Raw genomic sequence first — 13741 nt, forward strand, 5'->3', positions numbered from 1 at the left:
CCGCTTTACATGAAAACGGCTCCCCGCCTTCGGGTGGGGGGCCGTTTCTCTATCTCGGGAGTTTGCAATGCGCCGTGTCGTTGTGACGGGTCTAGGGCTGGTGACGCCTCTGGGCGGCGACGTCGAAACCAGTTGGAAGAACATCCTGGCCGGCAAGAGCGGCGCGGGGACGATCACCCGTTTCGACGCGAGCGACTATGCCTGTGATTATGCGTGCGAGGTGAAGCCTGCCGATCACGAATATGGCTTCGATCCCAATCTGCGCGTCGACCACAAGGTGCAGCGCCAGGTCGATCCGTTCATCATCTATGGCATCGACGCGGCCGGACAGGCGATCGAGGATGCCGGCCTCACCGAGATGAGCGAGGAGGAGCGCCTCCGCGCCGGCTGCTCGATCGGTTCGGGAATCGGCGGCCTGCCCGGCATCGAGAGCGAGAGCCTGGTGCTCGAGCACAAGGGGCCGCGCCGAGTCTCGCCGCACTTCGTCCATGGCCGGCTGATCAACCTGATCTCCGGCCAGGTTTCGATCAAATATGGCCTGATGGGTCCGAACCATGCGGTCGTCACCGCCTGCTCGACCGGCGCCCATTCGATCGGCGACGCCGCCGCGATGATCGCGCGCGACGATGCCGACGTGATGCTGGCCGGCGGCGCGGAGGGCGCGATCTGCCCGATCGGAATCGCCGGCTTCGCGCAGGCGCGTGCCCTGTCGACCGGCTTCAAGACCGAGCCGTGGCGCGCCAGCCGCCCCTGGGACGAGGCCCGCGACGGGTTTGTCATGGGCGAAGGCGCAGGCGTGGTCGTGCTCGAGGAATATGAGCGGGCCAGGGCGCGCGGCGCGAAAATCTACGCCGAGGTCGTCGGCTACGGCCTCTCCGGCGACGCCTATCACGTCACCGCGCCGCACCCGGAAGGGTCGGGGGCGTTCCGTTCGATGCAGATGGCGATGAAGAAGTCCGGCCTCGCACCCGGCGACATCGACTATATCAACGCGCACGGCACCTCGACGCCGCTTGGCGACGAGCTTGAGCTCGGCGCGGTCAAGCGGCTGTTCGGCGATGCGATCGGCGGCCTTTCGATGAGTTCGACCAAATCGGCGATCGGCCATCTGCTCGGCGGCGCCGGCGCGGTCGAATCGATCTTCTGCATCCTCGCGCTGCGCGACCAGATCGTGCCGCCGACGCTCAACCTCGACAATCCGGGCGAGGGGACGGCCGGCGTCGATCTCGTGCCCCATGTCGCCAGGCAGCGGCCGGTGAAGGCGGTGCTGAACAACAGCTTCGGCTTTGGCGGCACCAATGCCAGCCTGGTGATGAAGGCGGTCTAGGCAAAGCGCGATGATGCGCCGGCTCCTCCTGTTCGTGCCGGTGCTGGCGGTGATGGTCGCGGCCGGCCTGTTCTGGGTCTGGTGGGCCGGACCGGGGCCGACGCGGGCGCCGACGACGATCGTCGTTCCGCAGGGCGCGAGCGTGGCGAGGGTGGCGGACCAGCTTCAGGCGGCACATGCGATCCGCGGGAGCGCGGCGGCCTTCCGCGGCTTCGCGCGCGTCCTCGGCGCACGCGATCCGATCCAGGCCGGCGAGTTCCAGATTCCCGCGGGGATGAGCGCGAGCGGCATCCTCGACCTGCTCCAGCATGGCCGGCCGATCCAGCGACTCGTCACGATTCCCGAGGGGCTTCCCTCGGTCCTGGTCCAGGAAAGGCTCGCCCGCATCCCCTTCCTGAACGGGCCGGCGCCGCTGCCCGCCGAGGGATCGGTGCTGCCTGACACCTATACCTACCAGCGCGGCGAGACGCGCGCGGCGGTGGTCGCGCGGATGCAGGCCGCGATGCGACGCGAGCTGGCCCGGCTATGGGCGTCGCGCCGATCGACAGCCGTGGTGACGACCCCGGAGCAGGCGGTGATCCTCGCCTCGATTGTCGAGAAGGAGACCGGCAAGCCAGCCGAGCGCCGGCTGGTCGCCGCCGTCTATTCGAACCGTCTGCGCCAGGGGATCAGGCTCGATGCCGACCCAACCGTCATCTATCCGGTGACGCGGGGGCGACCGCTCGGCCGGCGCATCCTCCAGTCCGAACTGCGCGCGGACAATGGCTACAACACCTATGCGCGGGCCGGCCTGCCGCAGGGGCCGATCACCAATCCGGGCCGGGAATCGATCGCCGCCGCGCTCGATCCGGCTCCGAGCGGTGCGCTCTACATGGTCGCCGACGGGACCGGCGGGCATGCCTTCGCGGAGACGCTGGCCGAGCATAATGCCAACGTCGCGCGCTGGTACGCCATCCGCCGCGCCCGCGGCGAGATGTAGAGCGCCGAAGCCAGTCGCCCGCGGCCCTGTCGGGCCTGAACGGCGCGCCTATCTCAGCCAGCCATTCCTTCCGGCCGAATAGGCCAGCCAGACCAGCAGGACGGCGACGGCGGTCACCAGCAACGGGAGGACCGGGCTCTCTGCGGGGCCGGTGCGGATCAGGAAGGCCCAGGCATCGTCGGCCAGCACTCCAAGCAGCGACAGCAGCAGAAGCAGTTTCGACCAGCGGGCCAGCAGCAGCAGGCCAAGGCAGCCGAGCAGCCCGGCGAAGACGCCGATCGCGAAACAGCCGGTCACCCATGCCGGCATCTCCGCCATGTCGGCCGGCGCACCGGGGACCACCCCGACCGTTTTCAGATAGGCATAGACGCCAAGGCAGTTCCAGATGAGGCCGAGAAAGGCGACGATGCGAAGCCACATGGGCGCGGGCGCGCCGGAAATGGTGTCGGTCATTTGATCCTCCCCTCGTCCGGTTCTCGACGCCGGACAAAAGGAGGGTGCGCCTGTCGTTACGAGAATGCAATCATCAGCCGATGCGGCGGAAAACGGCGCCATGCGCTTCGAGTTCAGCCGCCGGGGCGACGGCGACTCGGCCCGCCGTGCGGCCGACATGGATCGCCATGAGATCGTCGATCATCAGTCCCGCGCCGTCATCCTGGAGGACGAGATCGCCGCGCGCGCGCGGCGCGCCGGGCGGCACGATCTCGCCAAGCTCCCGCTGCGCGTCCGCGAAACGCGGCGCCTCGATGCCGGCAAGCGCCAGGGCGAGCTGGACGAGGCCCGGGCCGTCGATCCCCGCCGCGCTCCGTCCTCCGGCGCGGAATGGAGCGCCGAGCAGCCGCTCCGCGGCCGAGACCGGGTCGCCCTCATGCTCGCCGATCGGCCGCAGGTGGCTGAGCGAGACGCAGCCATATTCGGTGGTGAGGCAGGCGCCGCATTCGGTGCCGTGCAGGCGGGCGCCCATCGGCAGGGATGCGATCAGCGGCGAGGCGATGTTGGAATCGGGCGCGACCGGCGCGGATTTCTCGCATACGATGTGGGTCGCCACGATCGGGGCTGCGAGCGCGATCGCCTCGACATAGCCGACGACGCGGTCGGCGGCGCAATAGCCCCAGGCCCAACCGCCGGCATATTCCAGCACCTCGAACCCTTCGCCGGGAAGCAGCTCGCTCACCGCCTCGCCCTCGGCCTGGGGGCGGGCGCGGACCGGCGTGGCCTGCGCGCCGCAGGCGCGGGGCAGGGCGCGGGCATAGTGCGGCGCGAGAACGGCGCCCGCGAGCGCGATGTCCGCGAGATCGTCGCGAAATGCATTGACGCGCGGATCGAGCGGCCGCGAGGGGCCGCTCAGGCGAATGAGGTCAACCGTTCTGGAAGAGGAGTCGGCGGTCGTCTTTCGATCTGCCGTCCGCGGGGCTGTGCGCGATATTGCCTTCGAAGCTTTCAAGGAAGTCCTGTCCGGTCCTGGTCTTGGCGACGAAGACGTTGCGGCGGTCGGCCTCGTCGCGAATCCGCCGCAGATAGCCGAGCGCGCCGAGCGTGTTCAAGGCGCGCGTGATGACCGGCTTGGACACGTCGAGCGTCGCGGCGAGACCGCGCACCGTGTGCGGACCCGGCGTCAGGTAGACCAGCAGCATCAGCGCCATCTGGCGATTGGTGAGATCGGGCTGGCCGGACCTGACATAGGCGATCAGGGCCTCCATCCAGTCCCTGAGCGGTTGTTCGGTCACGACGATCACTCCGGACGCAAGGGGAACCACGTTTCGGAAAGACAACCAACGAGGCCGCCTAGGGTTTCCAAGCCAGCGGATTTTCGCTGGAAAACCAGACGAAAAGCTCAGCGCGGGTAGCGCGTTCGAAGCAGTTCCCAGCCGGCGCGAAGGCCCAGCGCGTCGCCCCCTTTGGGCCGGCCGGGCTTGCCCGAGGGGCGCCAGGCGAAGGTGTCGAAATGCGCCCAGGGCGTGCCTTCGGGCACGAATTTCTGGAGGAAGAGCGCCGCCGTGACCGAGCCGGCGAAGGCGCTGTCGGACGCGTTGGCGAAATCGGCGACGTCCGACGAGAACAGCTCGTCATAGGGCTTCCACAGCGGCATCCGCCACAACGGGTCGGCAACCGCCTCGCCGGCGGCGAGAAGGGCCGCCGCGAGATCCTCGTCATTGACGAAGGTCGCCGGCAGATCGGGGCCGAGCGCGACTCGCGCGGCGCCGGTCAGCGTCGCATAATCGAGGATCAGCTCGGGCTTTTCCTCCGCTGCGCGAGTCAGCGCGTCGCCCAGGATCAACCGTCCTTCGGCATCGGTGTTGCCGATTTCGACCGACACGCCCTTGCGGCTGCGAAGGATGTCGCCGGGCCGGAAGGCGGCGCCGGCGACGGCGTTTTCGACCGCCGGGATCAGCAGGTGCAGCCGCACCGGCAGGTTCGCACCCATCACCAGCCCGGCGAGCGCAAGGGCATGGGCGGCGCCGCCCATGTCCTTCTTCATCAGGCGCATTCCCGACGACGGCTTGATATCGAGGCCGCCCGAATCGAAGCAGACGCCCTTGCCGACGATCGCGATGCGCGGATGCCGCGTGTCGCCCCATTCGAGCTCGATCAGCCTTGGCGCGCGAGCCGGCACGGCCGCCGCGCCGACCGCCGCGATCATCGGATAATTCTGGTCGAGCGCGGCGCCCTGCGTCACCGTCACTCGCGCGTTGAAGCGCCCCGCGACCTCCTCCACCGCCGCCTGCAATTCGGCGGGGCCGAGATCGCCCGCGGGCATGTTGACGAGATCGCGCACCAGGATGGTCGCCTCCGCCTCCGCCACCGCGTCGGCGATCCGGGCCGGCGCGTCGGTCAACAGGATGCGCGGACCCTTCGGCTCCTTTTTCTCCCGAAAGCGATCGAAGCGATACTGGCCGAGCAGCCAGCCGAGCATCGCCGGGCCCGGCCCGCCGGCGGCCAGGCGATAAGTTCCCTCCGGCAGGCTCTCCGCCGCCTTGGCGAGACACCATGGCGACAGCTTGCCCGCATCGGCGACGCCGAGGACGGCGCTCCATTCGTCGCGCTCGCCGGGGAGAATGGCGATCTGGAAGCCTTCGCCCTTGAACCCCTGCGCCTCGGCGGCGCGGCGCATCCGCTCGGGCTGACCCTTCATCCAGGTCTCGAACCCCGCCTTGTCGACAAGGGCGAGGGTGGTCGCGGGCTGGCCCTTGTCGGGCTGGAGCAGGGCTGCGAGTTCGGTCATGGCACCAGAATTAGGGCCTTCGCCCGCGCATTGCCAGCGATGTGGAGAGGCTTTCGGCGGCGATGGCCGGCCGCGGGTTACGCGCTCGCGGCCTGAGCGGGCACGCCGTAAAGGTCGTGTTCGTCGGCGTCTTCGATCCTGACCGGGACGATATCGCCCTCAGCCAGATGTCCCGCGTCGCGCAGGAACACCTCGCCGTCGATCTCGGGCGCGTCGGCCTGTGAGCGTCCGGTCGCGCCGCCCTCCTCGTCCACCGCATCGATGATCACGTCGAGGGTGCGGCCGACCTTGGCGGCGAGCCTGGCGGCGGAGATGGCGGCGCTCTTCGCCATGAAGCGGGCGTAGCGCTCTTCCTTGACCTCTTCCGGCACCGAGCCGGGCAGGCTGTTCGCGGCGGCGCCCTTGACCGGCTCGAAGCGGAACGCGCCGACCCGGTCGAGCTGCGCCTCGTCCAGCCACTCCAGCAGATATTCGAAATCCGCGTCGGTCTCGCCCGGAAAGCCGACGATGAAGGTCGATCGGATCGCGATCTCCGGGCAGATCTCGCGCCAGCCCTTGATGCGCTCCAGCACCTTGGCCTCGTTGGCCGGGCGCTTCATCGCCTTGAGCACGCTGCGCGAGGCGTGCTGGAAGGGGATGTCGAGATAGGGGAGGACGAGCCCTTCGGCCATCAGCGGGATGACCTGATCGACATGCGGATAGGGATAGACATAGTGGAGCCGCACCCAGGGAGCGATCTGCCCCAGCTCGCGGGCGAGATCGGTCATGTGCGGCACGATCTCGCGGCCGTGCCACATCCGCGGTTCCTTGCGGATGTCCACGCCATAAGCCGAGGTGTCCTGGCTGATGACCAGCAGCTCCTTGGTCCCCGCCGCGACCAGCTTCTCCGCCTCCTTGAGGATCGCGTCGGGGCGCCGGCTGACGAGATCGCCGCGCAGGCTCGGGATGATGCAGAAGGCGCAGCGGTGATTGCAGCCTTCGGAGATCTTCAGATAGCTGTAATGGCGGGGCGTCAGCTTCAGCCCCGCGTCGGGCACCAGGTTCAGATAGGCGCTGGGCGGCATCGGCGCGGCGACATGGACGGCGCCGACGACCTCCTCATATTGATGCGCGCCGGTGACCGCGAGGACGTTGGGGAAGCGCTCGCGAATGACCTCGGCTTCCTTGCCCATGCAGCCGGTGACGATGACGCGTCCATTCTCCGCGATCGCCTCGCCGATCGCCTCGAGGCTTTCTTCCTTTGCGGAATCGAGGAAGCCGCAGGTGTTGACCAGCACGACGTCCGCACCGGCATAGTCCGAGCACATGGCGTAGCCGTCCGAGCGGAGCTTGGTCAGGATGCGCTCTGAATCGACAAGGTTCTTCGGACAGCCGAGCGAAACCATGCCGACCTTGGGCGGAGCGGGAAGTTCGAGTTCCATGGAAGCGCGCCACATAGGCGCTTGGCCGCGCGATTCCTAGGGTGATCGCTGAGCGGCCCTGCCGCTGCCTCGGCCGCCACTGTGGCATTTGTGTAACATGAGTATAATATTCTCCTTCCGGGGCTGAGAACGCAATCGAAACGGATGGGTGGCCTCCCTATCTCCCCGCTGTTGGAAGGAATGCCCGACGCAGGGGACGGCGCGGGTTTGAGCACGGGGAGATATATGATGAAGACTCTGCTTCTGGCCGGCACCGCGCTGGCCGCCACGATCGCCGTTCCGGCCGTTGCCCAGGATACCGCTTCGTCCACTGCCGGCCAGCCCGACGAGCAGGCGATCGTCGTCACCGGGTCGCGCGCCGCGCCGCGCAGCGCGCTCGACACGGTGTCGCCGGTCGACGTGCTCAGCAACCAGGCGCTGAGCCAGCAGGGCACGACCGAGATCGCCCAGGCGCTCGCCAATATCGCGCCGTCCATCGATTTCCCGCGCTCGGCGGTGGTCGACGGCACCGATTCGATCCGCCCGGCGACCCTGCGCGGCCTCTCGCCGGACCAGACTTTGGTGCTGGTCAACGGCGTGCGCGCCCATGCCTCGGCGCTGGTCAACGTCAACGGCTCGGTGGGCCGCGGCTCCTCGGCGGTCGATCTCAACACCGTCCCGAGCGTCGCGATCGGCCAGATCGAGGTGCTTCGCGACGGCGCGTCGGCGCAATATGGATCGGACGCGATCGCCGGCGTCATCAACCTGCGCCTGCGCGAGGCGCGGTCGGGCGGCGGCGCCAGCGTCAGCTATGGCGAATATCTGAGCCACGTGCAGACGGCGCGCGACGATCGCCATGTCAGCGACGGCGACACGACGACGCTCAACGGCTGGGTCGGCCTTCCGCTCGGCGCCGAGGGCTTCCTGACGATCAGCGGCGAATTCCTCGATCGCAACCCGACCAATCGCTCCGACATCGATCCGCGCGTCCAGCCGCCGCGCGTCCGGGCGCGCTTCGGCGATCCCGAGGTCGATCAATATACCGGCTTCGTCAATGCCGGCATCCCGCTCGCGGCCGATGGGTGGCAGCTCTATGGCTGGACCGGCTACCAGTATCGCGACAGCACCAGCGCCGCGTTCAACCGGCCGAGCAACAACGTCAACAACGTGCCGGCCATTTATCCCGACGGCTTCCTGCCGAAGATCGACGTGCGGAGCCACGATCTCAACAGTGCGGTCGGCCTGCGCGGCGACGTCTCCGACTGGAACGTCGATCTCAACATCTCCTATGGCCGCAACCGGCTCGATTTCCGCACGCAGGATTCACTGAACGCCACCTATGGCGCGCAGTCGCAGACGGATTTCTATGATGGCGCGCTGATCTACGACCAGTGGGTGACCGGGCTCGACGTCACCCGGGAAGTCCCGGTTGGTTCGGGGTCGCTCAATGTCGCGTGGGGCGCCGAATATCGTCGCGAGGGCTATCGCATCATCGCCGGCGAGCCGGCGTCCTACAATCGCGGCCCGCTCGGCGGAAACACCGCGCTCGCCGGCGGCGCGCAGGGCTTTATCGGATTCCAGCCCGCCAACGAGCTGGAGGTCCACCGCTCCAACGTCAGCGGCTATCTCGATCTCGAATACAAGCCGGTCGAACAGTTCACGGTCGGCGTGGCCGGCCGCGCCGAACATTATTCGGATTTCGGCTGGACCGCGAACGGCAAGCTTTCCGCGCGCTACGATTTCTCGCAGCAATTCGCGCTTCGCGGCGCGGTGTCGACCGGGTTCCGGGCGCCGTCGCTCCAGCAATCCTATTTCACCTCGACGGCGTCGGTCATCCAGGACGGCAACGTGCTGGAAACGGGCACCTATCCGGCGACCAGCGCGATCGCCTCGGCGCTCGGCGCACTTCCGCTCGAGCCTGAAAAGTCGACGAACCTGTCGTTCGGCGGCGTTTTCCGTTCGGGCCATTTCAGCCTGACCGTCGATGCCTATCAGATCACGATCCGCGATCAGATCGGCCTGTCGGAGAACATCGCGGCGACGTTCAGTCCGCAGGTCGCGGCCCTCCTGGCGCCGTTCGGCGTCCAGGCCGCGCGTTTCTACATCAACGGCATCAAGACCCGCACCCGCGGGCTCGATATCGTTGCCAACTACCGGATTCCGACCGCCAGCGCCGGCCGGTTCGATCTCTCGCTCGCGGCCAATCTGAACGACGTCGATGTCCTGCGCGTGCCGACCAACACGGCGGCGGGCCTCGATCCGGCGCCGCTGCTCTTCGCGCGCAGCCGCATCCTCACCTACGAGGAGGGCACGCCCGAAACCAAGATCGTCGGATCGGTCGATTGGAACCTCGGCCGCGCCGGGGCGACGCTGCGCGGCACCTATTATGATTCGGTGCTCCAGCCCGGTTCGACCGAAGCGTCGGACCTGCGGACCGGCCAGAAGTTCGTCGTCGATCTCGAGGCGCGCTATCAGGTGCTCAACGGCGTGCGGCTGGCGGTTGGCGCGAACAACCTGTTCGACGTCTATCCGGACGCGGTGCCGGCGGCGCTCAACTCCACCGGCGTCACGGCCTTCCCGTTCTATTCGCCGTTCGGGTTCAACGGCCGGTTCGTCTACGGCCGGCTCAGCCTCGAATTCTGAAGGCCCGGGGCGGGCGGCGCGATCTGCGCCGCCCGCTTATGGATAAAGCGCGGCGAGCCCCGGCAGCGACGCCTCGTGCGTCAGATCGAGGTGGAGCGGCGTCACCGACACATAACCGTCGTCGATCGCCTCCAGGTCGGTCGAATGACCGGGCGTCTCGATCATCGGCCCGAGGCCGAACCAGTAGTAATTGTAGCCGCGCGGATCGGTGCGCTGGACGATGCGGGTGCGGCCATAATCGCGTATGCCCTGGCGGACGACGCGGATTCCCTTCACGTCGTCGGGCGGCAGCGCCGGGAAGTTGACGTTGACGAGGGTGCGCGGGGCGATCGGCGTGTCGAGCAACGGCTTCAGCACCCGCTCGGCCCAGGCCTCGGCGGCGGCAAAGGGCACGGTGTCTCCCATCCCCTCCTTGGCATAGCATTGGCTGAGCGCGATTGACGGGATGCCGGCAAGCGCACCCTCCATCGCGGCGGAAACGGTGCCCGAATAGGTCACGTCCTCGCCGAGATTCGCGCCGCGGTTGACGCCGGACAGGATGAGATCGGGCCGCTCGTCCTTCATGATCCAGGCAAGGCCCATCATCACCGAATCGGTCGGCGTGCCGGTGACGCAGAAGCGCCGCTCGCCGAGCTTCCTCAGCCGCACCGGCTGGGTCAGCGTCAGCGAATGGCCGGCGCCCGATTGCTCCTCGCTCGGGGCGACGACCCAGATGTCGGCGGAGAATCGCGACGCGATCCGTTCGAGCACTTCAAGGCCCGGGGCATTCACCCCGTCGTCATTGGTCAGAAGGATGCGCATGTCCGACGCTATGGCGGCGAGGGCGCCGCGCCGCAACCGGAACCGCGCCGCGCGCGGTGCGGGACCAAGGGCTCGCGCATCCTCCCGGGCGAAGAGGCGACCCAGGCAGCAAAGGCCCCGCCGGAAAGGGGAATCCGGCGGGGCCTCCAATCGCCCTTTACTTGCCAGCTCAGGCGGTTGCGCGTTTCCCCAACCGGCGTCGCGCGACGAGGGTCGCCGCCGCTGCGCCGAAGAGGAGGATCATCGGCGGCGCCGGAACGGGGGTGCCGCCCGTCGAGCCTGACGAGCTGCCGCCCGAGGAACTCGATGAAGACGAGGAGGAACTCGAGCTCGACGAGGACGAGCTCGACGAGGAGGAGGTGCTGCCCGAAGAGCCGAAGCTGCTCGATCCGCCGGTCGCGCCCGAACTGGTCGAGCTCGACGAGGAGGAGCTGCTGCTCGACGAGGCGGAGCTGCTCGCCGAGGAGGCCGAGCTGCCGCCCGAGGAGGAGCTTCCGCCCGAGGAAGAGCCGTGATGCCCCTTGCCGCCGCCATGGCCGCAATGCGGGCAGCCGCTCGATCCGCCGGAGCTAGACGAGCTCGAGGAAGAGGAAGAGCTCGAACTCGACGAGGAGCTGGAGGAGCTTGAGCTGCTGCTCGAGCTCGAGACGCCCGACGAGGTCGAGACGTTGCCGCTGGAGGTGGACACGCCGGAGGACGTGGAGACATTGCCGCTGGAGGTCGAGACACCCCCGGTCGACGTCGAGGTCGAAACCCCGCCCGTCGACGTGGAGACGCCACCCGTCGAGGTCGAAACGCCGCCGGTGGACGTGGAGACGCCGCCCGTGGAGGTCGAAATGCTGCCGCTCGACGTGGACGTCGAGCCGCCCGAGGAGGAGGTCGAGCTGGAAATGGTGATGTTGGCGCCGCTCGAGCTGCCGCCGCCGAAGAAGCCGCCCGAGAAGAAACCGCCGCCAAAGCCGAAGCCGCCCGATCCGCCGATGACGACGGGAACGCCGCTGCTGCCGCCGGAGCTTCCGACCGCGACCGGGGGCGGCGCGGGCGGTGGCATGAACATCGGCGGGATGATCGTCCGGGTCGTCACGGCCTGGCCGGCGGGAGCCGCGCAGGCGATGCGGCGGACCGTCCGGCGGACGACGCGGTAGCGGGCGCCGGAATGGCGCACGACGCGATGCTGCCCCGAGGCGGCGGCATGCCGGACGAGCGCGGGGCGCTGCGGCGGATTTTCCGCGACATGGACGGCGCCCCCGCCGATGAGCGCGCCGCCGCAGGTGCAGGCGCAGAGCTTCGCCAATGCCATTCGAACCGACATGAGACCATCCTGTTCTTCGACGCCGGCATCGCGGCCGATCGATCACATGCAGCACATGCAAAGCCCGGCGGTTCACGCAAGCGCGATGCACCGCAAATGCCCGGAATCCGCCGGTTTCAGCGGCTTTCGTCCCAAAGCTGCACAGCTTCCCGAGGCTGGTGAACAAAGGGATCGGCGGCTGCGCGCGCGATCATGGTTAAGCCGGGGTTGAAATCGGGCGAATCCGAATCGGCGGGGGCCGGCGAGGCGCGTCCCGGATCGAAAAGGAGCAAAATCTTCTCCTCTCCCCGAGCGGCTTGTCTGGCCCCTCCGCGACAGGTATAGGCGCGCCCGGGGCGGGAGAGATTCACGAGTGCGTACGACACCACACCCGCGCCTTGTTTTCAGCCGACTGGCCTTCGTTCAAAGAGGGGAACCGGGCCGGGAGACTTGGGTGGAGGGGTAATGGCTACGCTTTCCGGTGACGCATTCGATCTTTCGCAATCCGGCTATCGGCCCAGTGCCAACGAAGAGTTCATGAATCCCGAGCAGCTCGCCTATTTCCGGTCGAAGCTGCTGATGTGGAAAGACGAAATTCTCAAGGAATCGCGCGAGACGATGGCGGAGCTCGCCAACGGTCCGATCCAGGAGGCCGATCTCACCGATCGCGCGTCGAGCGAGACCGATTGGGGCATCCATCTTCGCACCCGCGACCGTCAGCGCAAGCTGATCGCCAAGATCGACGCGGCGATGCGCCGCATCGAAAATGGCGAATATGGCTTTTGCGAAGTGACCGGAGAGCCGATCAGCCTCGCCCGGCTGGAGGCGCGCCCGATCGCAACGATGACCGTGGAGGCGCAGGAGCGCCACGAGAAGAACGAGCGGATCAGCCGCGACGACTGAAATGAAAAGCGCCGCGCCGGCACGGAGCCGGGCGGCGCTTTTTTCCGGCGATGATCGGGCCCCTAGTGAAGGCCGGCAATCTCTTCCTTGATCCGGAGCTTTTCCTTCTTGAGCCTGGCGAGGGTCGCCATGTCCGGCAGGGGGCGTTGAGCTTCTTCGGTGATCCGGGCTTCGAGGCCCGCGTGCCGCGCTTCCAGTGCCGAAACATGCGCCTGCTGCATTGCCATCTCCTTTGGCTGAGGCTCCCCTGTCTTGAGCCTTCATCTAATCACGATCGCGGGCCTTTGTCTGCCCCTCTCCGACCGCTCAACCCGTATATACGGCGGTTCGTTGAAGGACTATTGATAGCGCTTCCGTCGGACCGGGCAGGAGGAGTGGCTCATGGAGAGGAGCGAGTTCGCCGGCATGGATTCGGCCTCGCGACTCGCGGCGCTGAGGACCGAGCATCGGGACCTCGACACCGCGATCGATGCGTTGCGCAGCATGGCCGCGCCCGACCAGCTTCAGCTCGCGCGGCTGAAGAAGCGAAAATTGCGCCTCAAGGACGAGATCGCGCTGCTCGAAGATCTGTGCGTTCCGGACATCATCGCCTGATCGCCCGGCGCTGCGCCGGCCCGGTGCCGGCCCTTGCCCAATACGGGACAGCCCTTTTGCCTTTTCGCCTTCGCCGCGGGGCGATGCTGTGGCAGTGAATCGCGCCATGGCGACCGAAGCTGCCCGTGCTGCACTGACCCCCCGTCTGGTCGATGCGCTCTATATCGAGGCGATGGTGCTGGCCGATGAGGCCCGCTCCTATTTCGATTCGCAGGCGCGCGACGACCGGCTGGTCCTCGATCCCGTCGATCGGGTCGCCTTTTCGTGCGAATCGCTCAAGGTGACGACCCGCCTGATGCACGTCATCGCCTGGCTTCTGACCCAGCGCGCGCTCGCGGCGGGGGAGATCAGCCACGCGCAGGCCGGGCAGCCGGAGCGGCGGCTCGGCGAGGCGCAGGCGAGCGATTCCCGGCTGATGCCGAAACTGCCCGAGCAGGGCGCAGAGCTGATCCGCGCCAGCGAGGAATTGTACGAGCGGGTCCGCCGGCTCGACGAAGGCAGCTATGCGCGCGAGCCGGTAGCCAGCCCGGCCCGCAGCCTGCTGAGCCGGCTCGAACGCGCCTTCTGAGTCGCGCCTGGC

General features: G+C 67.9%; 16 protein-coding genes. 9 read left to right on the forward strand and 7 right to left on the reverse strand.

Features of this window, described 5'->3' with window-relative positions; genetic code table 11:
- Nucleotides 1-67 precede the first annotated feature (67 nt).
- On the forward strand, nt 68-1327 hold the full coding sequence (fabF, locus tag FRZ32_RS11875) for a beta-ketoacyl-ACP synthase II (protein WP_147043693.1): 1260 nt from the start codon (nt 68-70) through the stop codon (nt 1325-1327).
- Between the two features lie 10 nt (nt 1328-1337).
- The gene (gene mltG, locus FRZ32_RS11880; RefSeq protein ID WP_147043694.1) at nt 1338-2306 is read left to right on the forward strand and encodes an endolytic transglycosylase MltG; all 969 of its coding nucleotides are present in this window, start codon (nt 1338-1340) and stop codon (nt 2304-2306) included.
- A gap of 48 nt (nt 2307-2354) precedes the next feature.
- Here the strand turns inward: mltG and FRZ32_RS11885 are convergent, their stop codons facing one another.
- The 5 genes from FRZ32_RS11885 to rimO all read right to left on the reverse strand — a co-directional run bounded on the left by FRZ32_RS11885 (nt 2355) and on the right by rimO (nt 6950).
- Nucleotides 2355-2759, reverse strand: coding sequence for a hypothetical protein (locus tag FRZ32_RS11885; RefSeq protein ID WP_147043695.1), 405 nt, complete (start codon nt 2757-2759; stop codon nt 2355-2357).
- A 73-nt stretch (nt 2760-2832) separates the two neighbouring features.
- A complete protein-coding gene (locus FRZ32_RS11890) occupies nt 2833-3750 on the reverse strand; it encodes a C40 family peptidase (protein WP_279379229.1) in 918 nt (305 codons plus the stop codon).
- Complete coding sequence (locus tag FRZ32_RS11895) at nt 3665-4006, reverse strand: MarR family winged helix-turn-helix transcriptional regulator (protein WP_147044459.1); 342 nt, start codon at nt 4004-4006, stop codon at nt 3665-3667. The genes FRZ32_RS11890 and FRZ32_RS11895 overlap by 86 nt, the downstream gene beginning before the upstream one ends.
- A gap of 134 nt (nt 4007-4140) precedes the next feature.
- Nucleotides 4141-5529, reverse strand: coding sequence for a leucyl aminopeptidase family protein (locus FRZ32_RS11900; protein ID WP_147043697.1), 1389 nt, complete (start codon nt 5527-5529; stop codon nt 4141-4143).
- A 77-nt stretch (nt 5530-5606) separates the two neighbouring features.
- Entirely contained in the window at nt 5607-6950 is a 1344-nt protein-coding gene (gene rimO / locus FRZ32_RS11905; protein ID WP_147043698.1) for a 30S ribosomal protein S12 methylthiotransferase RimO, read from the reverse strand.
- A 228-nt stretch (nt 6951-7178) separates the two neighbouring features.
- On the opposite strand from rimO, the gene FRZ32_RS11910 reads away from it, so the two are divergent.
- On the forward strand, nt 7179-9572 hold the full coding sequence (locus FRZ32_RS11910) for a TonB-dependent receptor plug domain-containing protein (RefSeq protein WP_147043699.1): 2394 nt from the start codon (nt 7179-7181) through the stop codon (nt 9570-9572).
- A gap of 36 nt (nt 9573-9608) precedes the next feature.
- Here the strand turns inward: FRZ32_RS11910 and surE are convergent, their stop codons facing one another.
- Entirely contained in the window at nt 9609-10373 is a 765-nt protein-coding gene (surE, locus tag FRZ32_RS11915; protein ID WP_147043700.1) for a 5'/3'-nucleotidase SurE, read from the reverse strand.
- 161 nt (nt 10374-10534) lie between these two features.
- Between surE and FRZ32_RS15310 the strand changes: the two genes are divergently transcribed.
- The 4 genes from FRZ32_RS15310 (at nt 10535) to dksA (ending at nt 12567) form a co-directional block, all read left to right on the forward strand.
- A complete protein-coding gene (locus FRZ32_RS15310) occupies nt 10535-10888 on the forward strand; it encodes a hypothetical protein (RefSeq protein WP_158635910.1) in 354 nt (117 codons plus the stop codon).
- Between the two features lie 6 nt (nt 10889-10894).
- A complete protein-coding gene (locus tag FRZ32_RS15315) occupies nt 10895-11518 on the forward strand; it encodes a hypothetical protein (RefSeq protein ID WP_158635911.1) in 624 nt (207 codons plus the stop codon).
- An 11-nt stretch (nt 11519-11529) separates the two neighbouring features.
- Entirely contained in the window at nt 11530-11847 is a 318-nt protein-coding gene (locus FRZ32_RS15320; protein WP_158635912.1) for a hypothetical protein, read from the forward strand.
- A 282-nt stretch (nt 11848-12129) separates the two neighbouring features.
- Entirely contained in the window at nt 12130-12567 is a 438-nt protein-coding gene (gene dksA, locus FRZ32_RS11925) for an RNA polymerase-binding protein DksA (RefSeq protein ID WP_147043702.1), read from the forward strand.
- Between the two features lie 62 nt (nt 12568-12629).
- On the opposite strand, the gene FRZ32_RS11930 is transcribed toward dksA, so the two are convergent.
- Nucleotides 12630-12788 (reverse strand): YdcH family protein, encoded by a 159-nt coding sequence (locus FRZ32_RS11930; protein WP_147043703.1) that lies wholly within the window; start codon nt 12786-12788, stop codon nt 12630-12632.
- Between the two features lie 160 nt (nt 12789-12948).
- Between FRZ32_RS11930 and FRZ32_RS11935 the strand changes: the two genes are divergently transcribed.
- Nucleotides 12949-13161: a YdcH family protein gene (locus FRZ32_RS11935; RefSeq protein WP_424141292.1), complete on the forward strand. Its 213-nt coding sequence runs from the start codon at nt 12949-12951 to the stop codon at nt 13159-13161.
- A 106-nt stretch (nt 13162-13267) separates the two neighbouring features.
- Nucleotides 13268-13729 carry a DUF1465 family protein gene (locus FRZ32_RS11940; protein ID WP_147043704.1) on the forward strand — a complete coding sequence of 154 codons (462 nt, stop codon included), beginning with the start codon at nt 13268-13270 and terminating at the stop codon, nt 13727-13729.
- The last annotated feature ends 12 nt before the right edge of the window (nt 13730-13741 follow it).

It is taken from the genome of Sphingosinicella ginsenosidimutans (assembly GCF_007995055.1).
Taxonomy (GTDB): Bacteria; Pseudomonadota; Alphaproteobacteria; order Sphingomonadales; family Sphingomonadaceae; genus Allosphingosinicella; species Allosphingosinicella ginsenosidimutans.

Bases quoted from the DNA above. Each gene is read 5' to 3' on its own strand.
- fabF (WP_147043693.1), top strand. From the start codon at position 68: ATGCGCCGTGTCGTTGTGACGGGTCTAGGGCTGGTGACGCCTCTGGGC.
- mltG (WP_147043694.1), top strand. From the start codon at position 1,338: ATGATGCGCCGGCTCCTCCTGTTCGTGCCGGTGCTGGCGGTGATGGTC.
- FRZ32_RS11885 (WP_147043695.1), bottom strand. From the start codon at position 2,759: ATGACCGACACCATTTCCGGCGCGCCCGCGCCCATGTGGCTTCGCATC.
- FRZ32_RS11895 (WP_147044459.1), bottom strand. From the start codon at position 4,006: ATGGAGGCCCTGATCGCCTATGTCAGGTCCGGCCAGCCCGATCTCACC.
- FRZ32_RS11900 (WP_147043697.1), bottom strand. From the start codon at position 5,529: ATGACCGAACTCGCAGCCCTGCTCCAGCCCGACAAGGGCCAGCCCGCG.
- rimO (WP_147043698.1), bottom strand. From the start codon at position 6,950: ATGGAACTCGAACTTCCCGCTCCGCCCAAGGTCGGCATGGTTTCGCTC.
- FRZ32_RS11910 (WP_147043699.1), top strand. From the start codon at position 7,179: ATGAAGACTCTGCTTCTGGCCGGCACCGCGCTGGCCGCCACGATCGCC.
- surE (WP_147043700.1), bottom strand. From the start codon at position 10,373: ATGCGCATCCTTCTGACCAATGACGACGGGGTGAATGCCCCGGGCCTT.
- FRZ32_RS15320 (WP_158635912.1), top strand. From the start codon at position 11,530: ATGGCGCACGACGCGATGCTGCCCCGAGGCGGCGGCATGCCGGACGAG.
- dksA (WP_147043702.1), top strand. From the start codon at position 12,130: ATGGCTACGCTTTCCGGTGACGCATTCGATCTTTCGCAATCCGGCTAT.
- FRZ32_RS11930 (WP_147043703.1), bottom strand. From the start codon at position 12,788: ATGCAGCAGGCGCATGTTTCGGCACTGGAAGCGCGGCACGCGGGCCTC.
- FRZ32_RS11935 (WP_424141292.1), top strand. From the start codon at position 12,949: ATGGAGAGGAGCGAGTTCGCCGGCATGGATTCGGCCTCGCGACTCGCG.
- FRZ32_RS11940 (WP_147043704.1), top strand. From the start codon at position 13,268: ATGGCGACCGAAGCTGCCCGTGCTGCACTGACCCCCCGTCTGGTCGAT.